28 protein-coding genes and 1 tRNA gene are annotated in these 26024 nt (G+C 61.1%); 8 read left to right on the top strand and 21 right to left on the bottom strand.

Annotated features, from left to right (window positions below):
* Window position 1: 1 nt before the first annotated feature.
* From ACWTV1_RS11175 to ACWTV1_RS11135, 9 genes are all read right to left on the bottom strand, one after another.
* Complete coding sequence (locus tag ACWTV1_RS11175) at window positions 2-901, bottom strand: F0F1 ATP synthase subunit gamma (protein WP_100389978.1); 900 nt, start codon at window positions 899-901, stop codon at window positions 2-4.
* A 50-nt stretch (window positions 902-951) separates the two neighbouring features.
* Window positions 952-2589 (bottom strand): F0F1 ATP synthase subunit alpha, encoded by a 1638-nt coding sequence (gene atpA / locus ACWTV1_RS11170; protein ID WP_498478686.1) that lies wholly within the window; start codon window positions 2587-2589, stop codon window positions 952-954.
* Between the two features lie 37 nt (window positions 2590-2626).
* Window positions 2627-3421, bottom strand: coding sequence for a F0F1 ATP synthase subunit delta (locus ACWTV1_RS11165; protein ID WP_498505387.1), 795 nt, complete (start codon window positions 3419-3421; stop codon window positions 2627-2629).
* Window positions 3421-3978 (bottom strand): F0F1 ATP synthase subunit B, encoded by a 558-nt coding sequence (locus tag ACWTV1_RS11160; RefSeq protein WP_341620778.1) that lies wholly within the window; start codon window positions 3976-3978, stop codon window positions 3421-3423. Before ACWTV1_RS11160 ends, ACWTV1_RS11165 begins: the two co-directional genes overlap by 1 nt.
* A gap of 25 nt (window positions 3979-4003) precedes the next feature.
* Window positions 4004-4228, bottom strand: a complete 225-nt coding sequence (gene atpE / locus ACWTV1_RS11155) for an ATP synthase F0 subunit C (RefSeq protein ID WP_129071100.1) — start codon at window positions 4226-4228, stop codon at window positions 4004-4006.
* Window positions 4229-4277: 49 nt separating this feature from the next.
* Window positions 4278-5078: a F0F1 ATP synthase subunit A gene (gene atpB / locus ACWTV1_RS11150; RefSeq protein ID WP_498505491.1), complete on the bottom strand. Its 801-nt coding sequence runs from the start codon at window positions 5076-5078 to the stop codon at window positions 4278-4280.
* Window positions 5079-5220: 142 nt separating this feature from the next.
* Window positions 5221-5670 carry a Cg1360 family ATP-synthase-associated protein gene (locus ACWTV1_RS11145; RefSeq protein WP_498505386.1) on the bottom strand — a complete coding sequence of 150 codons (450 nt, stop codon included), beginning with the start codon at window positions 5668-5670 and terminating at the stop codon, window positions 5221-5223.
* Window positions 5667-6890: an MraY family glycosyltransferase gene (locus tag ACWTV1_RS11140; protein WP_498505490.1), complete on the bottom strand. Its 1224-nt coding sequence runs from the start codon at window positions 6888-6890 to the stop codon at window positions 5667-5669. The genes ACWTV1_RS11145 and ACWTV1_RS11140 overlap by 4 nt, the downstream gene beginning before the upstream one ends.
* Complete coding sequence (locus ACWTV1_RS11135) at window positions 6887-7543, bottom strand: L-threonylcarbamoyladenylate synthase (protein WP_498505385.1); 657 nt, start codon at window positions 7541-7543, stop codon at window positions 6887-6889. The genes ACWTV1_RS11140 and ACWTV1_RS11135 overlap by 4 nt, the downstream gene beginning before the upstream one ends.
* A 68-nt stretch (window positions 7544-7611) precedes the next feature.
* On the opposite strand from ACWTV1_RS11135, the gene ACWTV1_RS11130 reads away from it, so the two are divergent.
* Window positions 7612-8226 (top strand): HAD-IA family hydrolase, encoded by a 615-nt coding sequence (locus ACWTV1_RS11130; RefSeq protein WP_498505384.1) that lies wholly within the window; start codon window positions 7612-7614, stop codon window positions 8224-8226.
* Window positions 8227-8297: 71 nt separating this feature from the next.
* Here ACWTV1_RS11130 and prmC read toward each other — a convergent pair whose 3' ends face one another.
* From prmC to argS, 9 genes are all read right to left on the bottom strand, one after another.
* Window positions 8298-9134: a peptide chain release factor N(5)-glutamine methyltransferase gene (gene prmC, locus ACWTV1_RS11125; RefSeq protein WP_498505489.1), complete on the bottom strand. Its 837-nt coding sequence runs from the start codon at window positions 9132-9134 to the stop codon at window positions 8298-8300.
* A gap of 44 nt (window positions 9135-9178) precedes the next feature.
* Entirely contained in the window at window positions 9179-10258 is a 1080-nt protein-coding gene (prfA, locus tag ACWTV1_RS11120; RefSeq protein ID WP_100389965.1) for a peptide chain release factor 1, read from the bottom strand.
* Window positions 10259-10260: 2 nt separating this feature from the next.
* Window positions 10261-12474: a transcription termination factor Rho gene (rho, locus tag ACWTV1_RS11115; RefSeq protein ID WP_498505383.1), complete on the bottom strand. Its 2214-nt coding sequence runs from the start codon at window positions 12472-12474 to the stop codon at window positions 10261-10263.
* Window positions 12475-12606: 132 nt separating this feature from the next.
* Window positions 12607-13545 carry a homoserine kinase gene (thrB, locus tag ACWTV1_RS11110; RefSeq protein ID WP_498505382.1) on the bottom strand — a complete coding sequence of 313 codons (939 nt, stop codon included), beginning with the start codon at window positions 13543-13545 and terminating at the stop codon, window positions 12607-12609.
* Entirely contained in the window at window positions 13542-14633 is a 1092-nt protein-coding gene (gene thrC / locus ACWTV1_RS11105; protein WP_498505381.1) for a threonine synthase, read from the bottom strand. The genes thrB and thrC overlap by 4 nt, the downstream gene beginning before the upstream one ends.
* Window positions 14634-14636: 3 nt before the next feature.
* Window positions 14637-15953 (bottom strand): homoserine dehydrogenase, encoded by a 1317-nt coding sequence (locus ACWTV1_RS11100; protein WP_498505380.1) that lies wholly within the window; start codon window positions 15951-15953, stop codon window positions 14637-14639.
* Entirely contained in the window at window positions 15950-17353 is a 1404-nt protein-coding gene (gene lysA / locus ACWTV1_RS11095) for a diaminopimelate decarboxylase (protein ID WP_498505379.1), read from the bottom strand. The genes ACWTV1_RS11100 and lysA overlap by 4 nt, the downstream gene beginning before the upstream one ends.
* A gap of 105 nt (window positions 17354-17458) precedes the next feature.
* Window positions 17459-18319 (bottom strand): LmeA family phospholipid-binding protein, encoded by an 861-nt coding sequence (locus ACWTV1_RS11090; RefSeq protein ID WP_498505378.1) that lies wholly within the window; start codon window positions 18317-18319, stop codon window positions 17459-17461.
* Between the two features lie 5 nt (window positions 18320-18324).
* Window positions 18325-19986: an arginine--tRNA ligase gene (gene argS / locus ACWTV1_RS11085; protein ID WP_498505377.1), complete on the bottom strand. Its 1662-nt coding sequence runs from the start codon at window positions 19984-19986 to the stop codon at window positions 18325-18327.
* 135 nt (window positions 19987-20121) lie between these two features.
* Between argS and ACWTV1_RS11080 the strand changes: the two genes are divergently transcribed.
* On the top strand, window positions 20122-20706 hold the full coding sequence (locus ACWTV1_RS11080; protein WP_498505376.1) for an arginyl-tRNA synthetase: 585 nt from the start codon (window positions 20122-20124) through the stop codon (window positions 20704-20706).
* Between the two features lie 18 nt (window positions 20707-20724).
* Here ACWTV1_RS11080 and ACWTV1_RS11075 read toward each other — a convergent pair whose 3' ends face one another.
* Window positions 20725-21519, bottom strand: coding sequence for a transglutaminase-like domain-containing protein (locus ACWTV1_RS11075; RefSeq protein WP_498505375.1), 795 nt, complete (start codon window positions 21517-21519; stop codon window positions 20725-20727).
* Between the two features lie 86 nt (window positions 21520-21605).
* On the opposite strand from ACWTV1_RS11075, the gene ACWTV1_RS11070 reads away from it, so the two are divergent.
* Window positions 21606-21678, top strand: a tRNA-Arg gene (locus tag ACWTV1_RS11070).
* Window positions 21679-21736: 58 nt separating this feature from the next.
* Here the strand turns inward: ACWTV1_RS11070 and ACWTV1_RS11065 are convergent.
* Window positions 21737-22105, bottom strand: coding sequence for an ArsR/SmtB family transcription factor (locus tag ACWTV1_RS11065; RefSeq protein WP_498505374.1), 369 nt, complete (start codon window positions 22103-22105; stop codon window positions 21737-21739).
* 85 nt (window positions 22106-22190) lie between these two features.
* On the opposite strand from ACWTV1_RS11065, the gene ACWTV1_RS11060 reads away from it, so the two are divergent.
* Genes ACWTV1_RS11060 through ACWTV1_RS11050 form a run of 3 tightly spaced genes read left to right on the top strand, consistent with a single transcriptional unit; the run spans window position 22191 to window position 23469 of the window.
* A complete protein-coding gene (locus ACWTV1_RS11060) occupies window positions 22191-22508 on the top strand; it encodes an FAD-dependent oxidoreductase (protein WP_498505373.1) in 318 nt (105 codons plus the stop codon).
* Between the two features lie 26 nt (window positions 22509-22534).
* On the top strand, window positions 22535-23341 hold the full coding sequence (locus tag ACWTV1_RS11055; protein WP_498505372.1) for an NAD(P)/FAD-dependent oxidoreductase: 807 nt from the start codon (window positions 22535-22537) through the stop codon (window positions 23339-23341).
* Complete coding sequence (locus tag ACWTV1_RS11050; RefSeq protein WP_498505371.1) at window positions 23341-23469, top strand: hypothetical protein; 129 nt, start codon at window positions 23341-23343, stop codon at window positions 23467-23469. Before ACWTV1_RS11055 ends, ACWTV1_RS11050 begins: the two co-directional genes overlap by 1 nt.
* A 39-nt stretch (window positions 23470-23508) precedes the next feature.
* Here the strand turns inward: ACWTV1_RS11050 and ACWTV1_RS11045 are convergent, their stop codons facing one another.
* A complete protein-coding gene (locus ACWTV1_RS11045) occupies window positions 23509-24171 on the bottom strand; it encodes a pentapeptide repeat-containing protein (protein WP_498505370.1) in 663 nt (220 codons plus the stop codon).
* A gap of 119 nt (window positions 24172-24290) precedes the next feature.
* On the opposite strand from ACWTV1_RS11045, the gene ACWTV1_RS11040 reads away from it, so the two are divergent.
* Both ACWTV1_RS11040 and ACWTV1_RS11035 read left to right on the top strand, forming a co-directional pair.
* The gene (locus ACWTV1_RS11040) at window positions 24291-24731 is read left to right on the top strand and encodes a rhodanese-like domain-containing protein (RefSeq protein ID WP_498505369.1); all 441 of its coding nucleotides are present in this window, start codon (window positions 24291-24293) and stop codon (window positions 24729-24731) included.
* Between the two features lie 163 nt (window positions 24732-24894).
* Window positions 24895-25992, top strand: a complete 1098-nt coding sequence (locus ACWTV1_RS11035) for a type I restriction endonuclease (protein ID WP_498478704.1) — start codon at window positions 24895-24897, stop codon at window positions 25990-25992.
* Window positions 25993-26024 lie beyond the last annotated feature (32 nt).

Genomic DNA, 26024 nt, shown 5'->3' with positions numbered 1-26024 from the left:
CTTACTTAGCCGAGCTCAGGGCGTCCGCGCCGCCCACGATCTCGGAAATCTGCTGGGTGATCTCAGACTGGCGCGCGTTGTTTGCGAGGCGCGTGTAGTCGTTGATGAGCTTGTCTGCGTTGTCGCTTGCAGACTTCATTGCCTTCTGCGTTGCGGCGTGCTTTGCAGCAGCAGACTGAAGCATGGCGTTGAAGATACGGCTCTCGATGTAGACCGGCAGCAAGGCGTCAAGCACCTTGTCGACCTCAGGTTCGAACTCGTAAAGAGGGAGAACATCCTTCTCATCCGGAGCTTCTACACCTTCGACGATCTCCAGTGGGAGCAGACGCACAACCTCAGGAACCTGCAGAAGCATGCTGACCAGACGGTTGTAAACGATGTGAATCTCGTCTACGCCGCCCTCGCTGGCAGGCTGCAGGAACTTGCTGACAACCGCGTCACCGATCTCCTTAGCAATTTCGAACTCGGGGGAATCAGTTCCACCGGTCCAAATCTGCTCGGCATCACGCTTGCGGAAGGCGAAGTACCCGGCAGCCTTGCGGCCGACGAGGTAGTAAACAACTTCTTTACCTTCACCCTCGAGGCGAGCAGCAAGTTCACCAGCTTCGCGAAGAACGTTCGAGTTGAACGCTCCTGCGAGGCCGCGGTCGCTCGAGAAGATGACGACCGCAGCGCGCTCGACTTTCTCTGGCTCCGTTGTGAGCACGTGATCGACGTTCGAGAAAGTCGCCACCGCCGAAACGGCACGCGTTACCGCGCGTGAGTACGGGCCCGATGCAGCAACCCGCTGTTTCGCCTTTTGAATGCGCGACGCGGAGATCAGCTCCATCGCGCGTGTGATCTTCTTGGTCGTCTTGGCAGAACTAATTTTCTGCCGGTAGACCCGAAGTTGCGCTCCCATGGCTTTCTAACTTTCTATGTCGTGTTGGTCGATGATCACTGGTGCGAAGCTCAGCGCTTCTGCTTGACGATCTGCTCTTGAGCGATGTCTTCTTCAGCGATCTCGTCGAACTCCTCGGTGCCGACGGAGTTGAGCGACTTGCCCTCACCCGTCTGGAAGCCCAGCTTGAAGGCTTCGACTCCGGCATCCATGTCAGCGATCAGCTGGTCATCGAGTGCGTTCTTCTCGCGGAGGGTGTCGAGCACCTTCGTGTTGCGTGCGAGGTAGTCGTGGAGTTCACTTTCGAAACGAAGTACGTCTTCGACGGGAACTTCATCGAGCTTGCCGTTGGTGCCAGCCCAGATCGAAACGACCTGGTTCTCGACGGGGAACGGCGAGTACTGCGGCTGGCGCAGCAGCTCGGTGAGGCGTGCGCCTCGAGCAAGCTGGCGACGGCTCGTTGCGTCGAGGTCGGATGCGAACATCGCGAATGCCTCGAGCGAACGGTACTGAGCCAATTCCAGCTTCAGGGTTCCTGAAACCTTCTTGATCGACTTGACCTGAGCGTCACCACCGACTCGCGAGACCGAGATTCCCACGTCAACAGCGGGGCGCTGGTTGGCGTTGAAGAGGTCGGACTGCAAGAAGATCTGGCCGTCGGTGATCGAGATCACGTTGGTCGGAATGTAGGCAGCAACGTCGTTTGCCTTGGTCTCGATGATCGGAAGACCGGTCATCGAACCGGCACCCAGTTCGTCGGAGAGCTTGGCGCAACGCTCGAGCAGACGGGAGTGCAGGTAGAACACGTCACCGGGGTATGCCTCGCGCCCTGGCGGACGGCGCAGGAGCAGCGATACGGCACGGTAGGCCTCAGCCTGCTTGGAGAGGTCATCGAAGATGATCAGTACGTGCTTGCCGCCGTACATCCAGTGCTGGCCGATGGCCGAACCGGTGTAGGGAGCAAGGTACTTGAAACCTGCGGGGTCGGATGCGGGAGCAGCCACGATGGTGGTGTACTCCATGGCGCCGGCGTCTTCGAGCGCGCCCTTGACGGCAGCGATCGTGGAACCCTTTTGACCGATAGCAACGTAGATGCAGCGAACCTGCTTGTTCTCGTCGCCCGACTCCCAGTTGTCCTTCTGGTTGATGATGGTGTCGATCGCGATGGCGGTCTTACCCGTCTGGCGGTCACCAATGATCAGCTGGCGCTGGCCACGGCCGATCGGGATCATGGCGTCGATTGCCTTGATTCCGGTCTGCATGGGCTCGTGCACGCTCTTACGGGCCATAACGCCAGGAGCCTGGAGCTCAAGGGCGCGGCGGCCTTCTGCCTTGATGTCGCCGAGACCATCGATGGGGTTACCCAGCGGGTCGACTACACGGCCGAGGAATGCGTCACCGACGGGCGAGGAAAGAACTTCGCCAGTGCGAGTAACTTCCATACCTTCAACGATGCCGGTGAACTCACCGAGAACAACAACACCGATCTCGTCTTCGTCGAGGTTCTGAGCGAGGCCCAGAGTTCCATCAGCGAAGCGGATGAGCTCGTTGGCCATAACGCCGGGGAGCCCCTCGACGTGGGCGATGCCGTCGGACGCGTCGATGACCGTTCCGGTTTCGGTGGTCGCGGCCTTGCCGGGCTCGTAAGCCTTGACGAAGTCCTTGAGCGCGTCGCGGATCTCGTCCGGACTAATGCTGAGTTCTGCCATTGTGTTTTCCTATTCCGTGGAAAGTTCTGCTAACTCGCTAGCCTGCGAGTTGGATCCTGAGGTCGTTGAGCTTGGTGGAAACGCTGCCGTCGATAACTTCGTCACCGATCTGCACGCGAACCCCACCGATAATCGAGGGGTCGAGACGAACGTTGAGCTTGAGCTCGCGTCCGTAGTTGCTGGCAAGTCCTGCGCGCAGGCGCTCAAGCTGTGCTGCCTTGAGCGGTGCGGCGGTCGTAATGGTTGCGACGGCCTTGCCTGCCTGGTCCGCAACGATGTCAGCGGCCGTGGAAACGAGTTCCCCGATGCGACGCCCGCGGGGCTGCTGAACGAGGTGATCAACGATCAGCGCCGTCTGCTCCGATGCCTTGCCCTTGAGCAAGGAACCAACGAGCTTCGACTTCGCAGCAGCCGAACCGAGCTTGCTGCCAACAGCAAGTTCGAGCTGTGCGTCTGACGCGACGGTGGTACCGAAAGCGAAGAGTTCGTCTTCGATCGCGAGCTTTGCCGGAGCCGACTTAGCGATCGCACGAATGCCGACCTCTTCGATTCCTGCGAGCAAGTCGTCAGCGCTCGACCAGCGAGCGCTCACGATGGCTGAAAGTACGGTGCGCGTTGAGGCGCTCAGCGACGAGAAAACCGAGCCGACTGTTGCGGCCTTGTCTTTCGCGTCGACGGCAGGGTCAGCCAAAACAGCACGAAGCTGAGCGGAGTCGCCCACTACGCGTCCTGCTTTGAACAGCTCTGCGCCCGTGGCCAGAGAGTTCTTGGCAGTGACGGATGCGAGTGCATCCTTCGCTGCAACAAGCGCTTCTCTCGTAGCTGATCCCATTACTTCTTCGCCTTTGCCTTCTCTGATGCCTCGAGGTCAGCCAAGAACTGGTCGACGAGTGCCGACGACTTCTTGTCATCCGTCAGGCTCTGCCCGATAACGCCCGATGCGAGGTCGATGGCCATTGAGCCAACCTCGCTGCGGAGCGAGACGAGTGCCGCCTGGCGTTCTGCTTCGATCGTTGCTTGAGCGTTCGCAGTGATGCGAGCGGCTTCGACCGTCGCCTGCTCCTTGAGCTCGTTGACGATGGCGGTTCCCTCAAGACGAGCCTGTTCGCGGATCTTCGCGGCTTCGGCACGACCTTCAGCGAGCTGCGTCTTGTACTGCTCGAGAGCAGTAGCCGCTTCAGCCTGAGCGATCTCGGCCTTCTTGATGCCACCTTCGATGGCCTCAGCGCGAGCATCAAGCGTCTTCGTCAGTGCTGGAAGGAACTTCTTCCAGAAGAAGAACAAGATGATAGCGAAGCAAACCGCTGACCAAATGATGTCGTAATCTGCGGGAAGGAGCGGGTTAATAACATCGCCCTCTTCAGCAGCAGCCAGTAGTGCGCTATGCATCCCAGCCTCCTCAGTTAGTTAGTGGTTACGGGAACGGGATGAATGCTACGGCGATCGCGATGAATGCGAGCGCTTCGGTGAATGCAATACCGAGGAACATGAGGCCCGTGAGGCGACCCTGAAGTTCGGGCTGGCGTGCAACCGACTCAACGGTTTTTCCTACGACGATGCCTACACCGATGGCGGGTCCGATGGTTGCAACACCGAATGCGAGGGGTGCAATGTTTCCAGTCAGCTCTGCGACGTTCATTTGTGTTTCCTTCCGTGGTTTTCTAATCCAGGCGAGTGCCGGGATCGGTCTAGTGCTCTTCGACCAGCGCGAGCTGGATGTATACGGCGGTCAGGAATGTGAAGACATAAGCCTGAAGTACCGCAACAAGTAGTTCGAAGATTGTGAAGATGAAGCCAAAGGCGAGGGTGCCAACGCTGAACAGACCGAAGAGGCCGCCAGCAGTGAACAGGAAGAAGTGCGTTGCCGAGAAGCAGAGCACGAGCAGCATGTGGCCCGCGATCATGTTCATGAGAAGACGCAGGGCGAGAGTTACCGGGCGAAGGATGAACGTGGAGACGAACTCGATCGGAGTAACGATGAAGTACAGCGGCCACGGCACACCGGCGGGGAAGAGCGAAGCCTTGAAGAAGTTGAAGCCCTGCTTCTTGATTCCCGCGTAAATGAACACGACATAAGCGACTAGCGCCAAGACGAGCGGGACACCGATTACGGAGGTACCTGCGATGTTCAATCCCGGCACGATGCCGGTTATATTCATCGCCAGCACCATGAAGAACATGGTGGCGAGGAGCGGCATGAAGCGCTTGCCGTCTTCCTTACCCAATGCGCCTTCAGCGATGTTCGAGCGAACGAATCCGACCGCCATCTCCAGCAGGCTCTGGCCGCGGCCAGGGATCATGCTCATACGTCGCGTGCCCAACCAGAACAGCAGGACCAAAACAGCGACGGCGATGAAGCGCACCATCATGATGCGGTTGATCTCAAAGGGCGTTCCTTCGAAAAGGAATCCGGGCGGGACAAACTCGATTAGCGAGGGGCCATGAAAGCCCCCGTCGCCTGATCCGTCATCGGTGGCAAAGGGCGCAATGAGCGCGAGAGCGTTATATAACAGCGCTGTCTCCAGAATCGGGGCGTGTAACTACGCGGCGATGAAAGATGGGGGTTTGTAGCAGGATCAACTGTATCAAGAGAATTACGCTCACGACGAATCTGAAAGCGAATCCGCGAGATTAGTTTGACGTCGAGGTATCTTCACCTGGCAACTGCACTCCAGGCACGTAACTTTCGCGGGCTCGCACGAACGCAAGCACGTCAACAACGAGGCTTCCCAACACTGCAGCGAGCATCGCGAAGAAGAATACGACGGGCTCGAGGAACGGCTGGTTACGCAGGATCACGAGGATCGCAATGAAGACAACGAACTTCATGAGCCACGCGCCGAGAACAACGGCAAAGAAGATCGTGCTTGAGGAGTCTCCGCCGCTCGCGCGCGAAGCGATGACGATGCTGCCGGCCGTGAGGCCCATGAAGAGTGCGGTGAGACCGGCACCGATGAGGGCGCTAATCATTCCCGAGGTTCCCGCTACGAGATAGCCAATGATGGAACCGACGACCGCGATGCTGACGGTCAGGATCGCTCCGTAAGCGATCGCGCGGCCGAGGATTGCTGAGGACTTCATTCGGTGGGTTCCTTTGTGTGGAGAGAATCGGGGGTGTTGGAGGCGGCATCCAGACCGTCGAAGCGTGCGTCTTCGATGGACTCTTGCTCTGCTGCGAGTCGTTGAGCGGCAACTTCGCGGGACTTACGACGGCTCAAAGGCGCGAGGGTAATTGCTGCGCACACGGCTAGGCCGGCGACGAACATCAGCGCCGCCCAGCGCCACGGCACGAACGTGAAGGCGAGAACGCCTACGGACGCGACGAAGGTCCAGCTGTAGAGGATCAGCACGGCGTGCAAGTGCGAATGTCCCATATCGAGCAGGCGGTGATGCAAGTGCTTACGGTCTGCGGTGAACGGCGACTTGCCCGCACGGAGACGGCGGATGATCGCCAACCCGAAGTCAAGCAGCGGGATGATGAGCACTGCGATCGGCAACAGGATGGGAATGAAGGCCGGGAGGAAATCGAGCGTGAACTTGTCGGGCTGGGCGAGGTAGCCGGCATCCACTTGACCGGTGACCGAAATGGCAGACGCGGCCATGAGGAGGCCAACCAACAGTGCTCCGGCATCCCCCATGAACATCTTGGCCGGATGGAAGTTGAGCGGCAGGAAGCCGACGCAGGCTCCAATAAGGATTGCGGTCGTCAGCGAGGCGAGGTTGAAGTACTCGGTCTGCGCTTGCCCCTGCAACAAGTAGGCGTAGATGAAGAAGACACCATTGGCGATGACCGCGACGCCCGCGACCAAGCCATCGAGGCCGTCGATGAAGTTAACCGCGTTCATTACGAGGACGACAGCGAAGACCGTGAGAATCAACGAGACGTACGGCGAGACAATCGTCTGGCCGCCAATGGGAAGGGTAGAGAGCTGAACGCCCTGCCACGCCAAGACACCCGCTGCGATGATCTGCCCAGCCAACTTCGTGAGCCAATCAAGATCCCAGATATCGTCGGCGACACCGATGATCACAATGATCAGGGCAGCGCCGAGAAGACCAAAGACCTTGCCCGGCTCATTGAAGATGAGCGAGAAGTTGCTGAAACTGGAGGCCACGGCGAACGCCGCAACCACGCCGAAGAACATGGCAACGCCGCCCAGGCGCGGAGTGGGCCGCGAATGCACGTCGCGTTGACGCACCTGCGGATAAAGCTTGTACTTGAGCGCCACCTTGAGCACCACCAGCGATAGCGCGTAGGTGACCATCGCGGCGATGCCCGCGATGAGGAAGTAGAATATTATTCGCACAGATCGGCCCCGATCAGATCGCGAATAGCGTCGGCCGAAATGACGCCTTCGCGCACGATGCGCAGCTTGCCACCCTCAACGAGCAGACCCGTGGCATCCACGATGGTCGACGCGAGCTCGCCGCCCTCACCGTCGCTCAGGTACACCGAAACGGAGTCCCCCAGCATCTCGTGAGCTGCCTCAGCCGTGCGAGCGGCAGGCAGACCGGTGCTGTTAGCGCTCGAGACCGCGAGCGGTCCCGTCTCTGACAGGAGTTCGAGGGCAATACGGTTCGACGGCATCCGCAAAGCAACCGTGCCCTGGGTCTCCCCCAGGTCCCAGCTCAGCGAGGGCTGGGCGGGAAGAATGATGGTGAGGCCACCGGGCCAGAACTCGGCCACGAGCGTGCGCACTTCGTCGGGCACCGTCGCCGCGAGAGCATCAAGCGTGGGGATGCCGGGGATGAGCACCGGAGGAGGCGACTGCCGAGTGCGCCCCTTGGCATCAATAAGTTTCTGCACCGCATCTGGCTGAAAAGCGTCTGCCGCAACGCCGTAAACGGTATCGGTGGGAATGACGACGAGGTCGCCACGGCCAATCGCCACACGCGCCATTCTCATACCGGTGAGGAGTTGGGCTTCGTCGGCGCACTCGTAAAGGTCATCCATGTCCCCAACATGGTACCGGGAGAAACAGTGAAAGACTGATCACGACTAACAGATAGCGATGGCAAACAATGACGCTGCTTTTCATCTTTGACATGGATGACGTGCTCTACGACTACGACTGGCGTGCGCGGATGGCCGCAATGAGCGAGCTCACGGGCCTCAGCTTTCTCGAACTGCGCCGCCGCTGGTGGCACGACGACGGCGAATTTGGCGCCGAAGCCGGCCTCTACGCCACCGGCGAGGAATACCTTGCCGCCTTCGAAGAAGCCATCGGCCAGCGCGTGGATCTCACCAGCTGGCTAGAGATTCGAGCGGCAGCGATGACGCCGTGGCCCGATTCGCTCGCGGCCGCCCGCCGCGCCGCAGAACTCGGCCAAGCGACCCTGTTGACCAACAACGGAGCACTCCTCGGTGACCACCTCGCCACCGTCGCCCCCGAACTTGTCGAGATCTTCGGCGATCACCTGCGGACCTCAAGCCACTACCGCGCCCGTAAGCCCAATCCGGTCGTGTTTGAACGAGCGCTCGAGGCGTACGGCGTCGCACCCGAGAACGCGTTCTTTGCCGATGACATGCCCGAAAATGTTGCCGCAGCCCAGAGCCTCGGCATTACCGGGCACGAGTTTCGCACGTGCGCCGGCATGCATGCCGCGATCGAAGATTTTGCAGCCGCTCGCACCTAGCAACTTGCACGTCGCACGTTGCACGTCGCAAGTTGCGCCTTGCACGTTTTGCGGACGGATCGAACGCCGGCTTAGAGCAGAGCCGTGGTCACGCGGTCGCGACCGAGAAGGTCTTTGTGGTGAGCTACGGCTCTCCAACCGTCCGCCGTGAGCAGCGCGGCAAGGGCCGGAGCTTGTTCTTCGCCGTGCTCGAGTACGAGAGTGCCACCGTCGTGGAGCAAACGGCGCGCGGTCGTCGACACGCGGCGTACGACATCCATGCCGTCTTCTCCCCCGTAGAGCGCCAGAGCGGGGTCATGAAGCTGAACTTCGATGTCGCGCGGGATCGCAGCGGCCGGGATATACGGCGGATTGGAAATCACGACGTCAACGGTGCCGTTGAGTTCGGGAAAAGCATCGCCCAGGTCAGCGTTGATCAGTGTTGCGTTCGGCTCGCCATAGCGGCGAAAGTTCTCACTCGTGTAAGGCATTGCGTCGGGCGAGAGCTCGACCGCAAAGATGCGAGCGCGCGTGACCTCGGTGGCCATGGCCAGAGCGATAGCGCCACTACCCGTGCCCAGGTCAACACCAATAGGTTCGGGAGTCGCGCTGGCGTTGAGGGCGTCGATCGCGAACTGCACGACCGTTTCGGTCTCGGGGCGAGGAACGAAAACGCCCGGGCCCACGCTTAGTTCTAGGTTGCGGAAGGGCGCCATTCCTGTGATGTGCTGCAGGGGCTCGCGGGCAGCACGGCGCGCAAAAAGTTCATGAGCGTGCGCCGCTTTTCCTGCGGGCACGGTGGCACCGGTGACGACGCGAACACGAAGCTCACCACGCCCCAGCTCAAGAACGTGAGCCAGAAGCAGCTCGGCATCAACCTCGGGAGTGGGCACTCCCCCGCCGTTCAACAACTCAGTGCCGCTGGCCAGAAGGTCAGCGACACTGCAGTCGTGTGAAACGGGAGCTACCTCGTTCAGGAGTCGTTTCCTACTTCAGCCAAACGCGCCTCTTCGTCGGCAATAATGCACGACTGGATGACGGGCTCAAGCGCACCATTGATCGCCTGGTCAAGGTTGTAGGCCTTGTATCCCGTGCGGTGATCAGCAATGCGGTTTTCGGGGAAGTTGTACGTGCGAATGCGCTCGGAGCGATCCATCGTGCGGATCTGGCTTTTGCGGTACTCACTCGCTTCGGCATCCGCCTCTTCTTGGTAGCGAGCCAAGATGCGCGCACGAAGCACTCGCATACCGGCTTCGCGGTTCTGCAGTTGCGATTTCTCGTTCTGCATAGCCACGACGATGCCGGTCGGAAGGTGAGTAATACGAACTGCGGAGTCCGTCGTGTTCACCGACTGGCCACCAGGACCCGAGGAGCGATACACGTCGATCTTGAGATCGTTCTGGCTGATCTCGACCTCTTCAGGCTCGTCGACCTCGGGGAACACCAGTACACCAGCAGCGGAGGTGTGGATGCGCCCCTGAGACTCTGTGGCGGGCACGCGCTGAACACGGTGCACTCCACCCTCGTACTTCAAGTGCGCCCAGACGCCCTCAGCAGGATCGCTCGACGATCCCTTGATGGCGAGTTGGACATCCTTAATGCCGCCGAGGTCGCTCGAGGTCTGCTCGATGATCTCCGTTTTCCACTTCTTCGACTCCGCGTAGTGGAGGTACATCCGCAGCAAGTCACCCGCGAAGAGGGCCGATTCGGCTCCACCTTCACCCATCTTGATTTCCATGATCACGTCACGGGAGTCGTTGGGGTCACGCGGAATCAGGATGCGGCGCAGTTTCTCCTGGGCAGCTTCGAGAGTCTCGGTGAGACCGGGGATCTCTTCAGCGAACGACTCATCTTCGTCAGCCATTTCGGTGGCTGCCGCGAGGTCGTCGGTCAGCTGACGCCAGTCGTTGTATGCCGCGACAATGCGCGACAACTCGGCGTAGCGTCGGTTGACCTTCTTAGAGCGGACCGGGTCGGAGTGGAGCTCGGGGTCAGCAAGCTGGCCCTCGAGATCCGCATGCTCGGTCAGCAGCGACTGTACTGACTCGAACATTGTTAGTCCTCTTTTTTGTTGCCGGTAGTGGAGGGAAGCGACTTCTGGATCTGCATGAGGAACTCAACGTTCGACTGCGTGTCCTTCAGCTTATTCAACACGATCTCGAGCGCCGCTTGCTGATCGAGACCAGCGAGTGCACGGCGCAAGTTCCACGTGACCTTGACCTCGTCAGCGCCCAACAGCATTTCTTCACGACGGGTTCCCGATGCGTTGACATCGACCGCGGGGAAGATGCGCTTGTCGGCGAGCTGGCGCGAGAGACGAAGCTCCATGTTGCCAGTGCCCTTGAACTCTTCGAAGATAACCTCATCCATCTTCGAACCGGTCTCAACGAGAGCGGTAGCAATGATGGTGAGCGAGCCACCCTCTTCAACGTTGCGAGCCGCACCGAAGAAACGCTTCGGCGGGTACAGCGCTGCGGAGTCGACGCCACCCGACAGTACGCGACCCGACGCCGGTGCCGTCACGTTGTACGCACGGCCAAGGCGAGTGATCGAGTCGAGCAGAACGACCACGTCGTGACCGAGCTCAACGAGACGCTTGGCGCGCTCGATAGCGAGTTCAGCGACGGTGGTGTGGTCTTCAGCGGGGCGGTCGAAGGTCGAAGCAATAACTTCGCCCTTGACGGTGCGCTGCATGTCGGTGACCTCTTCGGGACGCTCGTCGACGAGAACGACCATGAGGTGAACCTCGGGGTTGTTCTTGGAGATCGCGTTCGCGATGGCCTGCAGAACCTGAGTCTTGCCAGCCTTCGGGGGCGAGACGATCAGGCCGCGCTGGCCCTTACCGATCGGAGCAGCGAGGTCGATGATGCGAGTCGACAGCATGGTCGGCTCGGTCTCGAGACGCAGGCGCTCCTGCGGGTACAGCGGGGTGAGCTTGCCGAATTCAACGCGGTTTGCTGCCTCTTCAACGGGAAGGCCGTTGATCGAGTCGATGCGCACGATGGCGTTGTACTTCTGGCGGCCCTGGTTGTTGTCGCCCTCACGCGGCTGGCGGATAGCGCCGACAACGGCGTCACCCTTGCGGAGGTTGTACTTCTTGACCTGGCCGAGCGAGACGTAAACATCGCTGTTGCCGGGAAGGTAACCGGTGGTGCGCACGAAAGCGTAGTTGTCGAGAACGTCGAGGATGCCGGCAACCGGAATCAGTACGTCATCTTCGGTGATCTCGGGCTCGAAGTCGTCGCCCATGTTTCCACGGCCGCGCTTGCGGTCACGGTAACGGCCGCGTCCACCGCGCTCGGAGTCAGCGTCGCCGCCGCGCGAGTCATCGTTGTTGCGGTTGTTGCGGTTGCCACCGTTGTTGCTGTCGCCGCCGTTGTTTCCGTTGTTGTTGCCTTCGCCGTTGTTGTTCTGGCGACGGTTGTTGTTCTGGCGGCCAGAACCTTCACCGTTTTGGCTGTTGTTGTTGCGGTTGCGGTTACGGTTACGTCCGCGGCCCGAACCCGACTCGTTGTCGGCGTTGTCACCGTCGTTGTCGTTGTCGTTGCTGTTGTTCTTGTCGCTGTTCTTGTCAGCGTTGCCGTTCGTCTCGGCGTTGTCAGAGTTGTTGTCGGCGTTCTTCGCGCCCTTGTCACTCTTGTTGTTCTTGTTGGCGCCCTTGGCAGCCATGCCCTCGGTGTCGGTTGCCTTGGCGTCGCCGGACACTTCACTGGTGTCGCCCGATGCAGCGGTGTCATCGCTTGATCCATCTGCCGTTGCAACGCTGCGGCTGGAGCTGCGACGGCTGCGCTTCGGCGCGGCGTCGGCTGCGGGAGCCTCGGTGGATGCTGCGGCGTCGATCGACGCTGCGGAGCCGGCTGCGGCATCCGACTCGGCGGCGGGCGCTGAGTCAGTCTTCTTCTTGCGGCTAGCCGTCTTGGGCTTCTCTGCTGCGGCATCCGCAGCGGGAGCCTGGGCAGCGGCAGCGTTCTTGTCTACCTGCGGAGCGCCTGCGGGAGCTTCGGAGCCAGCGACAGCGGCGCCATCGGTGCTCGTAACGCGGCGCGAAGCACGCTTACGCACAGGAGCGGCAGCCGCTTCAGTGGCGGGGGCAGAATCTTTGTTGCTGTTGTTCTTCTCGTTGATAGCGTCCACGAGATCTCCTTTGCGAAGTTTGGAAGTACCGGTGATACCGCGTTCGGCTGCCATAGCTTGAAGCTCGGGCAGTCGCAACGCGCTCAGCGCGGTACGGGAATCCACGCTCGATGCGTGGTTGTTGACGTCAGTCACTACTAGGGGTTCCTTTCCCCAACCAAGAATGAATAACTTGGCGGAGAGCTAGTCGCTCACCGATGTCTGCGCGGATGCGCAGGAATCAAAATTCGGGGATACGACGGGTGAAATACGACCGGGAGGCTGCGGCTACGCCGTAGCTTCTACCTGGTGCTCATTCACTGTAGCACCTTTGAAGTCCACGGCTAAGAGTAGACATTCCCACGGCGTCGCGGCGTGCTCCTGCACAAGAGCGACTGCTTCGAGGCGCTTCGCCGGGTCATCAGCAAGCACGAGCACCGAGGGTCCAGCACCGGAAACCACAGCGGCATGCCCGTGGGAACGCAGCATACGGATCAGTTCTGTGGTCTGCGGCATCGCTGCAGCGCGGTAATCCTGGTGAAGGCGATCCCCCGTGGCTTCGAGCAACACTTCGGGGCTCTGCGTGAGGGCGGCAATCAGGAGTGCTGCTCGCGAGACGTTGTAGACAGCGTCGGCGTAGGGCACAGCATCCGGCTGCAGACTGCGCGCGTGCGCCGTCGAGACCTGAAAATCGGGAACGCAGACGAGCGGTGACACTCCACGGTGCACCATCAACTTTTTCGCTAGCGGCCCCGACTCGGTGCTCCACGCGATGGTGAGACCGCCCAAGAGTGCCGGTGCGACGTTGTCGGGGTGTCCCTCGAGCTCGGTCGCGAGCACGAGGAGAGTTGCAGCATCCGTCTCGACGATGCCGTCGAGCAAACCCTTTGCGGCCATGACGCCCGAGACAATTGCTGCCGCCGACGAACCCAAGCCACCACCGTGCGGGATGACGTTGGTCGCCGACACATGAAGTGCCGGCATCGTCTGCCCAAAGTGCGTGAAGCAGTGCTGGATCGACTGAATGACGAGGTTCGACTCATCGGTCGCGACGATTCCTGCACCAACACCCGAGACGTCGATCTCGACGCCCGAGCCCTCGACCGCGGTAACGATCAGTTCGTCGTAGTGCGAGAGGGCAAGCCCGAGCGTGTCAAAGCCGGGACCGAGGTTGGCAGAGGTCGCCGGCACGCGCACGACGACGCTGCGACCGACCAGCGAGGTCATGCCTTGGCCAGCCCCAGCACGCTTGCAACCTCAGCGGTGTCGACGGGAACAACCTTCGGCGTAATGTCATCGCCGCTGGCCGTCTTGAGAGCCCACTGCGGGTCCTTGAGGCCGTGACCGGTAACCGTGAGCACGACTGTGGAACCGCGAGGAATCTGGCCAGCTTCGGCCCGCTCCAAGAGTCCGGCAACGCTGATCGCGGATGCGGGCTCAACGAAGATGCCGACCTCAGCCGAAAGGATGCGCTGGGCTTCGAGAATCTTGGCGTCGCTGATGGCACCGAAGTAGCCGTCTGACACCTTGTGGGCCTCGGTGGCGAGGTGCCACGATGCCGGGTTTCCGATGCGGATGGCGCTAGCGATCGTGTCGGGGTTCTTGACGATTTCGCCGCGAACGATCGGAGCGCTGCCCTCGGCTTGGAAGCCGAACATGCGCGGAAGCTTCGTGGTGGCGGAGCGCTCGAGCTCTTCGCTGTAGCCACGGAAGTAGGCGGTGTAGTTTCCGGCGTTTCCGACAGGAACGATGTGGAAGTCAGGGGCGTCGCCCAGAACCTCGACAACCTCGAAGGCAGCAGTCTTCTGGCCCTCGATGCGGTCGGGGTTCACCGAGTTGACGAGGTGCACGGGGTAGTTCTCGGCGAGGTCGCGAGCGATGTCGAGGCAGTCGTCGAAGTTTCCCTGAACCTGAATGAGTTCACCGTTGTGAGCGATGGCCTGGCTGAGCTTGCCCATCGCGATCTTGCCCTCGGGAACGAGAACAGCGGCGGTGATACCGGCGTGAGCGGCATAGGCTGCAGCCGACGCAGAGGTGTTACCGGTCGAGGCACAAATAACCGCCTTGGCACCGTGCTCGACAGCCTTGGAAATGGCCATCGTCATGCCGCGGTCTTTGAACGAGCCCGTGGGGTTCATTCCTTCGAACTTGACCCAAACCTTGGCGCCGGTGCGAGCCGACAGAGCGGGCGCGGGAAGCAAGGGAGTTCCACCCTCGCCCAGCGTGATGATGGGGGTCGCGTCAGAAATGTTGAGACGGTCGGCGTACTCGTGAAGCAGGCCGCGCCACTGGCGGTTCCGGATTTCGCTATTCATTATTTACAGCCCCTCAACTCTCAAAACGGACACAACTTCACGCACAACCGAGTTCTCGGTCAGCGCTGCCACCGTGGCGGCAAGCGACTCATCCGTCGCCTCGTGCGTCACAGTAATAAGGGTAGCGCTCGGCACGCCCTCTACTACTGCACCAACGGTCTGGTTGACCGCTTCTACGGAGACGTGGTGATCACTAAATACTGCGGCGATCGTGGCGAGCACACCGGGCTCGTCAACAACCGTCAAGGTGATTTGGTAGCGCGTCATTACGCGGGCGATCGGCAAGATCGGCAAGTTAGCGTGAGTCGACTCGGCAACGCCGGGGCCACCGATGACGTGGCGGCGGGCGGCTGAAACAACGTCGCCCAGAACGGCGGATGCGGTTTCAATTCCGCCAGCGCCAGCACCATAGAACATGAGGCTGCCTGCAGCCTCGGCCTCGACGAATACCGCATTGTTGCCTCCGTGAACGGCAGCGAGCGGGTGAGTCAAAGGAACAAGGGCGGGGTGGACGCGAGCACTAACGCCCTCGGTCGATCCGTCCGTCGCAAGCACGCGCTCACAGATCGCGAGCAATTTGACGACATAGCCAGCCTTGCGCGCGGCAACAACCTGCTCGGCGGTAACGCTTGTGATTCCTTCACGGTGCACGGCATCCAGCGGCACGCGTGTGTGGAACGCGAGGCTCGCCAGCAGCGCAGCCTTCTGCGCAGCGTCGTAGCCCTCGATGTCCGCGGTGGGGTCGGCCTCAGCAAAGCCCAAGCGTGTGGCCTCGGCAAGAGCGGTGTCGAAACTGTCGCCCGTGGCATCCATGCGGTCAAGAATGTAGTTCGTAGTGCCGTTGACGATGCCCAAGATGCGCTCGACGCGGTCACCGGCAAGGCTGTCGCGCAGTGGACGGATGATCGGAATCGCTCCCGCCACGGCTGCCTCGTAGTACAGCTGTGCACCGACTTGAGCGGCTTCTTCGAAGAGCTCGGCGCCGTGGTGGGCCAGCAGAGCCTTGTTAGCGGTGATGACGTCGGCACCGGAGTGCAGCGCTTTCAAAATCCAGGTGCGGGCTGGCTCAAGGCCACCGATCAGTTCAATGACAATATCGGCGCCAACAATGAGCGACTCTGCGTCAGTCGTCAGGAGTTCTTTCGGGATGTCGGTGTCGCGAGGAGCGTCAATGTCACGAACGGCGACGCCCACGACTTCGAGCCCGGCTCCCGCCCGGGCGGCGAGCTCGTCGGCGTGCTCGAGCAGTAGAGCGGTGACTTGTGATCCGACACTTCCTCCACCCAGAACTGCGACGCGAAGGTTGCGGTATTCGATCATTCAGAGTCTCCCGATGGTGTGATTCCCGCGTCGCGGCTGAGCAAGTCGTCTTCGGTTTCGCCCCGCACAATAATGCGAGCCTTACCGTCGCGCACCGCAATAACCGGCGGGCGCGCGAGATAGTTGTAGTTGTTGGACATCGCCCAGCCATAAGCGCCGGTGGCGGGAACGGCCACAATGTCTCCGGGCTCGACGTCTCCGGGCAAGTACTCGGCGCGCACGACGATATCGCCAGCCTCGCAGTGCTTGCCGGCAACACGCACCAGCTCGGGGGCAGCATCCGAAACGCGATTCGCAAGGCGAGCCGAATAGTCCGCCGCGTAGAGGGCTGTGCGCAGGTTGTCGCTCATGCCGCCGTCGACGCTGACGTACTTTCGAACCGCCTCGCCATCGACGAGCACATCCTTGATCGTGCCTGCCGTGTAGAGCGTCGTCGTCGACGGACCGATGATGGAACGGCCCGGCTCGATAGCAATGACCGGAACAGGAATCTCGAGGCGAGCGCACTCGGCCTCGACAATGTTCGCGAGCGACGCCGCGAGCTCAGCGACCGGCAAAGCCTGATCAGCCGAGGTGTATGCGATGCCGAAACCGCCGCCCAAGTTCAACTCGGGCACCGGAGCCGCCACAGACAAACGGGCATGCAATTCAAGCAAGCGACGAGCCGCCTCAGCAAAGCCCGCGGTGTCGAAAATCTGCGACCCGATGTGCGAATGGATGCCCACAAACTCCAGCGAGGAATGCGAACGAATCTGCGCCACAATCGCCTCAGCCTCGGTCAGCGGAACACCAAACTTCTGGTCTTCCCTAGCCGTTGCCAAGTACTCATGAGTGGACGCGTGAACCCCGCTATTGATGCGCAAGCGCACCCGCTGGGTTCGACCGTGCCGTGCAGCGGCTTCAGCAACCCGACCGATTTCGACGACGCTGTCGATAACGATGGGGCCGATGCCCGCGCGCACAGCACGGTCGATCTCGGAAAGACTCTTGTTGTTGCCGTGGAATCCCAGTCGCGACGCATCAACGCCAGCCGCGAGGGCAACAGCCATCTCGCCAGCGCTTGCAACGTCGATGTTGAGGCCAACGGTCGTCATCCAGCGGGCGACCTCAGTGCAGAGGAACGCCTTACCCGCGTAGTACACCTTGACGCTCGAACCGATGCGAGCGAATTCGGTGCCGAACGCGCCCTTGATCTCGGTGGCGCGCGCTACGGCATCCGCCTCGTCGACGACGTAGACCGGCGTACCGAAGTTAGCAACGAGCTCGCTCGCGGAAACGCCCGCAATGTTCAGTTCACCATTCTCGGAGCGCGCAGCATTGCGCGACCAGACGGTCGATGCCAAAGAATTAGCTTCGGCGGGAGCTTCGAGCCACTCGGGCGCCAGCGGGTTCGCGAACACAGTCGCACCTCACAGAGATGTAGACGGAAAACGGCGGATTGTGTCCGCACAGGCGTTGGGGATGCTGACCACTCTAACGGCTGGCGCCGCTAGCGCTGAATCGAGTTACGGCGTCGGGCACGTGCCGTATTGCTTCCAGGCGGCATCGTCGAGGGCAATCCCGTCAGCACTGAGCTGGATGACGAGGTTGTCGTTAGCGACAGCAACCGAATCGATCGTCAACGCTGTCGGCAATGACGAGGCGACGCAGAACTCTTGTGAACTGAGCAGGCCACCTGCAAGCCCGGAAACGAGGGGGTTATCGAGAAGGTCGGCCACAGAGATCTGTTCCTCGCCCAGGATGACCGACTCCGGCTCGAAGGCGATCGAATCGCCCGCCGCCACGGGCACCAGATCGAGGGCAACAGGGATTTCGAAGAACAGCAGCTCGAACACCGTCGAGACGCGAATGGCGGTGCCCTCCAGCTCGATCGAATCGAGCCCGGTGCCACTCAGGGTCGTTGCGAGTTTCGATACTTCGGCGCCGGTGATCGCGACATCCATCGAGACAGTGTCGATGGGCTGCGACGTCACCACGGGCACACCCGTCGCAATGACCTGCACGGATGACTCGAGGCCGTTGACCTCGAAGCGGTCGATGTCGATCGTGACGACGTCGAGCCCGCCCGTGAGCGCCTGCACGATCAGTGAGCCCGAGCCCAGATCGACAGCCACACCGTCGCTGGATTCCAGGCCGAGCGACGACGCGATCTCGTTCTGGGCGATGCGAACCGCGGCTGTTCGTCCGACCGTTTCGACAAGAACAACGCCGACAATCAGGATGACGAGAACGGCCCCGGCGATAACCCACCCAATCCAGCTACGTCGCTTGCGTTTCGCAGTCTCGTAACCGGTGGCCGTGGTGGCAGCGGGCTCCCCCGCACCGTCGAGTCGTAACTCGATGGTGGGCTGGTCGTCAGAAGCCACGAAAGCTACATCCGCTCCGGGGCGCTAACCCCGAGCATCCAGAGGCTGTTACGCAGAACCTGACCGACAGCGTCGTTGACCCAGAGTCGCGTGCGGTGAACGTCGGTCACTTCTTCGTCGTTCATCGGAGTAACGCGGCACTGGTCGTACCAGCGGTGGTAGCTGCCGGCGAGCTCTTCGGCAAAACGCGCGATGCGGTGGGGCTCACGCAACTCTGCGGCCTGAGCCACAATGCGCGGGAACTCCGCAAGAACACCGAGCAGGATGCTTTCGGTCTCGTTCGTGAGCAGCGAAGCATCGAAGACGCTGCGATCCACTCCCGACTCCCCCGCATTGCGAGCAACGCTGTGCGTGCGCGCGTGAGCGTACTGAACGTAGAAGACGGGGTTGTCGTTGGTGCGCTTCTGCAGAATCTCGGGATCGAGGTTGAGCGGCGAATCGGAGGGGTAGCGGCCGAGCGAGTAGCGCAGAGCATCCGTTCCGAGCCATTCGCGCAGGTCATCGAGCTCGATGATGTTGCCGGCGCGCTTCGAAAGACGAGCACCATTGATGCTGACGAGCTGCCCGATAAGCACCTCAATGTCTTTGTTGGGGTCGTCACCCGCAGCGCCCGCGAGCGCCTTGAGACGGTGAACGTAGCCGTGGTGGTCGGCCCCGAGCAAGTAGATCTTGTGGGCGTAGCCACGGTCACCCTTGCTCAAGTAGTACGCCGCATCAGCAGCAAAGTAGGTGTAGATGCCATTGCCACGCTTGATCACGCGGTCTTTGTCATCACCAAAGTCAGTGGTCTTGACCCACACGGCGTCGTCGATGTCGGCGACGTGGCCTTGGGCCCGCAAACGCTCGACAGCGGAGTCGATGGCGCTCTTGCCATCCTCCTGCACCGCGTGAAGTTCGCGCTCACTGAACCAGACGTCGAAGTGCACGTTGAAGGCGGCGAGCGACTTCTTAATCTCGCCCAACTGCAGTTCATAACCACGTTCGCGAGCGACCGCGATCGCTTCATCATGGTCGAGTTCAAGAATTTCAGGGTTCGAGGCGAGCACCCGCTGAGCGAGCTCAGCAACGTAGGCGCCCGGGTAACCGTTCTCGGGAGTCGGTTCGCCCTTAGCCGAGGCCAGAATCGACGCCCCAAAGTTGTCCATCTGGTTACCGGCGTCGTTGATGTAAAACTCACTCACGAGTTCTGCGCCGGCAGCCTTCAGGATGCGCGCGAGCGAGTCCCCGAGCGCAGCCCACCGAGTGTGACCGATGTGCAGCGGACCGGTCGGGTTGGCCGAAACGAACTCCAAGTTGATGGTCTGACCCGCGAGGGATTCATTGCGACCGTAAGCCTCGCCCTGCTCGACGATGGTCTTCGCGAGCGCGCCAGCGGCAGCGGCATCCAGCGTGATGTTAATGAAGCCGGGGCCCGCAACATCCACCGAGGCAATGCCGTCGATAGCGCGAGCCTGCTCAGCAATTTCGGTCGCGAGTTCGCGAGGGTTGGCCCCCAGCGGCTTAGCGAGCTTCATAGCGATGTTGGATGCCCAATCACCGTGATCGCGGTTGCGCGGTCGCTCTAGCACCAGGTCACTCGCGGTCAGACCCAAATCGGGCGTGCCGCGGTCAGCCGCAATGCGGGAGACGACAGAGAGCAGGGTGGCAGAAAGATCAGCAGGATTCACCCCTTAAGAGTACTGGGTGGTTATGGGCGTTGCGCGCGAGCGAATCGTTGCCTCTAGGTCACAGATCGGTTCGTACTTCACGACATTGCCGGGTCACTGCACTGCGATGCCGGTGCAAGTCATAAGAATGGGGGTATGGCTTTTCGACTTCGCGTAATTCCGGCAGTGATCGCACTGAGCGCTTCGGCTCTTCTCCTGAGCGCGTGCGTTCCCACTGAGTCCGACCCGGTCGGGCCCAACCCCACGCGCACTATCGACCCGGAAAACACTCCGACGGCTGCTCCGGAACCCACAGCGACGGGCACACCCGATCCTGAAGCGTCGCCGGTAGACATCGCGTGCGGCGAGCTCATTAGCCCTCAAGCAATGTACGACTTCAACCCCAACTTCCTGCTGCTTAACTCGTTTACGCCGTCAGCGGGGTCGCCCGCCGCGGCCGCAATCGAGGCGCAAGGTGTAGTGTGCCGGTGGGAGAACTCGACGAGCGGAGTCTCAATCGATGTCTCAGTAGCTCAGCCCGCCCCAGGGAAACTCGATGCTCTCAAAGCGAATGCTGGCGCCGCCGCCGCAGGATTTGACGGCTACTTTGCCGTCGCTGGCGGAACGGGGACCGCGCAAGTCTTCTCGGGCGGCTACTGGGCAACTCTGAGTTCGCCAGCGTTCTTCGAAGCCTCCGATGCTTCCGATCTGGTCGCCGAAGTCGCCGCCGCTATCAAGTAGCGGCAAACCGCGGAACGGTTAGCCGAGCTGCACCGGCGAACTGTGATCGTCAACGGGGAGGTCGTCGGCGGTCGCCGTGATCTCCAGCTTCTGCAGGAACAGGTCGGCCCAGTGGTTCGTAAGAAACGCGACATCCGCTGCGTCGCGGCCCGTTGCAATTCGCACGAGTGATTGACGCGGTGCGAGGCCGGTCGAATCAACGACCCACCACTGACCGTCGACATACGCTTCGGCCACGGCGTGAAAGTCCATCGGGCTCAGGCCCGGGGCGTACACCGACGCGTAGCGGGCAGGTACATCTTTCGCCCGCAACATCGTGATCGTGAGGTGCGCGAAGTCTCGGCACACGCCACGACGCGTGAGCAGAGAATGGGACGCACCATCGGTGGCCGCCGACATCCCTGGGCTGTAGCGGAGGTTGTGCGCCACCCAATCGCGAACCGCCTGCACAAGTTCATGGCCGGACTGTGTGGGAAAGAGGGAGCGGGCAGTTGGCGTGAGCACATCTGACTCGCAATAACGACTGGGGCGCAAGTACTCGGCGCGATCGATGGCGTTGAGCGGCGCGGGTTCGGGAGTGGCCTCGACGGTGGCGGCGTAGTCCACGACAAGCTGCCCCGGCCCAGCAATGAGCGAGTGCAAGCGGGTTCCGCGGGCATCGACCAACTCTGTGGGGTGCTGGGGTACGCCATCCAACACAAAATCTATCGCTTCGGATGCCAGCGGCCAGGGCGCTGCGACAGCAATGCTGAAGACCATTTCGGTGCGACCACGAAGGTCAAGTTCTTGGTGGGACGAAACGGTGCGCAGCATGCGTCGATACTGTCATGCGAATCTGAAGCGCGGATGTCAACAGGGTGCTAAACGTGGGAAGAATTGCTTGCTAAGCTAGCCTCCTTGCCTTCGTAGCTCAGGGGATAGAGCGCCGGTTTCCGGTACCGTAGGTCGGGGGTTCGATTCCCTCCGGGGGCACTGTTATTAGCTCAACGCCGCACTTCTTGTGCGGCTGTTTTGCTTTGTAGCACGGAAGCTAGTTTGAGACGACGCAGCAGGCTTCTGCCCCGGCATCCGTGCTAGTCGCGACAGACGCGAGCATCTTCACGGGCTCCGCGAAGGCTTCGCAACACAGTTCGTAGACGTTAGCGCGGCCGCGCGGGGTGACGGTGACGAGACCGTTTTCGCGCAGCGGCGCCAGGTGATGACTGACGAGCGTTTGGCTGAGGCCGGTGGCGTCGGTGAGTTCGCGCACCGTGTGGGCGCGCTCGGTGAGCAGCAGTACGAGCTGTAGCCGGTTGGGGTCTCCAAGGGCGCGCAACAAGGGCGCCAGACTCTGAGCCCGCTCGGCCGTTGCCGACCACGTGGGCTTCTGAATCATCAGAAGATCTACCGGTTTACCCATGCTCGCAATCCTACATCAACTCTTTGTTATCAACAGTGGTTACTGTTATCGTGAGCAAACACTGAAGTTGATTACGAGGAGCGTCATGACCACCGAACACTCTGCACCCAGCGCACTGCCCGTCGTCGTTGTCGGGGCTGGCCCCATCGGGCTTGCAGCCGCTGCCAACCTCGTGAGCCGCGGCATCCGCACCGTCGTGCTCGAGGCTGGTGCCCACGCCGGTGCCGCCATCAGCGACTGGGGCCACGTCTCCCTCTTCTCGCCGTGGCGCTACAGCATCGATCCGGTCGGCCGCGAGCTGCTTGAACGCACCGACTGGGTCTCCCCCGACGCCGAGATCCTTCCCACCGGCGCCGACCTCGTGCGCGACTACCTGCAACCGCTCGCCGCGACCGCGAGCTAGCACCCGTCATCCACTACAACAGCCGAGTGATCGGGATGTCGCGCCAAGGCATCGACTCCACCAAGACCATCGGCCGCGAGCGCCGACCACTGCTCGTTCGCGTTGACTCCCCCGATGGCGTGTACGACATCCTCGCCTCGGCAATCATCGACGCGTCAGGAACCTGGGGTCACAACAATCCCATCGGCGCATCAGGGCTCCCCGCAACGGGCGAGACCGAAGCTAGCGCGTGGCTCACGGGACCGCTGCCCGATGCTCTCAGCCGCGACCGCGCTTGCTTCGCCGGCAAGCACACGCTCGTGATCGGCATGGGCCACTCCGCCGCCAATACGCTTCTTGCCCTCGCCGAACTGCGCGAGAGCGACCCCGCCACCGAAATCACCTGGGCGATTCGAGGCCGCTCGGCTCGCCGCCTCTACGGTGGCGGAGCTGCCGATGAACTGCCCGGTCGTGGCGCGCTCGGCACTCGCCTCAAGGCTGCCGTCGAATCTGGGGCAATCACGCTCCTGACCGACTTCACCGTCACCGAACTCACCCCGCAGCCCGATGGCCGTCTCACGGTCACCAGCAGCAACCCCGACGGCGACCAATCAGTGACCGTGGATGCTCTCGCCGCCGCCACCGGGTTCCGCCCCGACACCGGCATCCTGCGTGAACTGCACCTCAGCCTCGACCCGGTGCTCGAAGCTCCCGTTGAACTCGCACCACTCATCACCCCAATGTGCACAGTTGCGGCACCGTTGAACCTCACGGGGCCAGCGTGCTCGCGCATCCCGAAAAGAATGTCTACATCGTCGGCACGAAGAGCTACGGGCGCGCGCCGACCTTCTTGATGGCCACCGGATACGAACAGGTTCGCTCGGTTGTTGCTGCTATCGCCGGAGACGTGGAAAGCGCCGGCCGCGTGAACCTCATGCTGCCCGAGTCGGGCGTGTGCTGCTCGACGGGTGGCGGATGCTAACGCTGACGCTAAGGCCTTCGCCGCGACGATCGCACCGCGCTAGTCGTCGATAACGACCCCGAGCTTGCGAGCGAAGAGCGGAGCGAGCTCGGCGAGCTGGTAGGAGTTGAGCGTCGCACCCTTGAGGTGTTCGACTCCCCCCAGCTGCCGTAGCTCGACTCCACGGAGGTCGAAGTTGGTGAGGGTCGAGCGCGTGAGGTCGAGGTTGTTGATCTGCGTGCCCTCGAACGACACCCGGTTGGCCGTGGCGGCCCCCAGATCGAGTTCATCGATCAGGCAATCGGTGAAGAGAACATCTTCAAGGTGGGCCCCGCGCAGGTTGAGGTAACCGATGCGGCAGTGCGAAAACCGCACCGAACTCCAGCGCGTTTCATAAAACTCAGCAGAGCCAAGACGCGATCCTTCGAAGCTCACGTCGCGCAGGCTCGTGCGCGGCGCCGCAAAAATGGGCGCGTTGAGCTTCTCGAAGCGAGTGTCAACGAAGTCCGCTGAACGGAACACCACCTCGTTGGCTTCAAGGTCAACGAATTCTGTTTCAGACAGCGAGATTCCCGACAGGTCACGCTCGCTGAGATCGACTCCCTCGAAGCGCTCTCCGCTGTAGCTTTCATGCGCCTCCAGAGCGTCCGGATCACCGGTCGACAGATTTGTCAGCGCGAGTTGGTCGAAACGAGGGGCGGCGGTGAGAGATTTCTTGGCCATGAATGGTGCTCTTTCTCATACTCTTCGCCAGAGAGAGGATGCGGACGCACCCTCGTAACATTGGCGAACAATTCACGGTACCCGACAGCACTGACCGCTCACGCCACTACCCTGTTGCCATGACTTCTCGCGCCACGGCCGTCGACCGCATCGAACACTTTTCGCGCAAGCTCGAATTCGAAACCGACCCCTCCGACGTGCACGCCGCTATCCACGCAGGCGAATCATTCGTACTCGTGGACACCCGCGGCGACGTCGCCTGGAGCCAGGGTCGCGCCGTCGGCGCGCGCCACCTGCCGACGCGTGAAATCGCGGCGCGGGCTGCAGCAGAGATCCCCGCCGGCACTCCGGTTGTCGTGTATCGCTGGAGCCCCGGCTGCAACGGCGCTACGAAAGGCGCCCTCGAGTTTGCGAAGCTCGGCTATGAAGTGCGCGAAATGATCGGCGGCTTCCAGTACTGGGCCAAAGAAGGTTTCCCCGTCGAAAGCGACGAGGGCCGCATCGTGCGCGAGCCCGACGTGCTCACCGCCCCAGCCGCCGGCCCCGACTGCGACTGCTAGCGGGCGCGCCCGCGCCGGCCACTACCGGACCCCGCGCTGCTCTCTCAGATTGCTCGTTGTCCTTGGTGATTAATAACTTGCAGCCATAACTGGGGGCGATGGACTGACATATTCTCGCGACCATTCCCCTAGTGTTTTTAACAACTGTTTCAAAGGGGTATCAATGGAGTTCGCAGAACGTCTCGCCGCATTAGCGCTCAAAGTCAAAAACCAGCGCGAAGCGATCCAAACCGAAGAAGCCACGAAGAACGCGTTCATTATGCCGTTCATATCAACGATTCTTGGCTACGATGTCTTCAATCCGCTTGAAGTGGTTCCCGAGTTCACTGCTGATGTAGGGGTGAAAAAGGGCGAGAAGATCGACTACGCGATTATGCGCGATGGCGAAGTCCAGATTCTGATCGAGTGCAAGAGGTCGAAAGAACCGCTGCGCATCGAACACGCATCCCAGTTGTATCGCTATTTCGCAGTAACCAACGCTCGTATCGCTGTTCTCACCAACGGCGCGATTTACCACTTCTACACGGACCTTGATGCACCGAACCGAATGGACGACAAGCCGTTCTTGGTTCTCGACCTGGCTGATATTGACGAGACGCTGATTCCAGAACTCAGCAAACTAACGAAGGACTCCTTCGATCTTGACTCAGTCATAAACGCTGCCGAGGAACTCAAATACGTCGGAGCCCTCAAGCGCACGATTGCAACGCTCTTCCGCGAGTCGTCAGACGATTGGGTGAAGTTCGTCACCTCCCGCGTGTATGACAAGTCGTTTACTCAGAAAGTCCGCGAGCAATTCACTCCGCTTGTAAATAAAGCCTCGAAGCAGTTCTTGAATGACCAAGTGAATGACCGATTGAAAGCAGCCCTAGGCTCGTCGACCTATCCCTCAGTTCAGACGGATGCAGAAGCAGAAGAGCTCAGCAGCGAGCCCGTTGTCGAGGCTGATCTTGATCGCGATACCGAAATTGAGACCACCCTCGAAGAACTCGAGGGCTACCAAATCGTCAAGGCAATCGCATGCAGCGAAGTAAAGCCACAGCGTGTGGTTCACCGCGATGCAAAGTCGTACTTCGCTGTGCTGCTCGATGACAACAATAGAAAGACCATCGCTCGACTGCATTTCAACAGCAAGAAGCAGAAGTACATCGGGACTTTTGACGCCGACAAAGTCGAAACCAAGCACGCCATTGGATCTCTCGACGAGATCTACAACTACGCCGAGCAGATCAGAGCGGCTGTCCAGCTTCACGACAGCTAGATCAGCACCAGCAGCGCGGGTGAGCCCCAGAA

It is taken from the genome of Salinibacterium sp. VpJ6 (genome assembly GCF_059767345.1).
The sequence above is the reverse complement of the archived record's forward strand: the minus strand, read 5'-3'. Positions and strand labels throughout refer to the sequence as shown.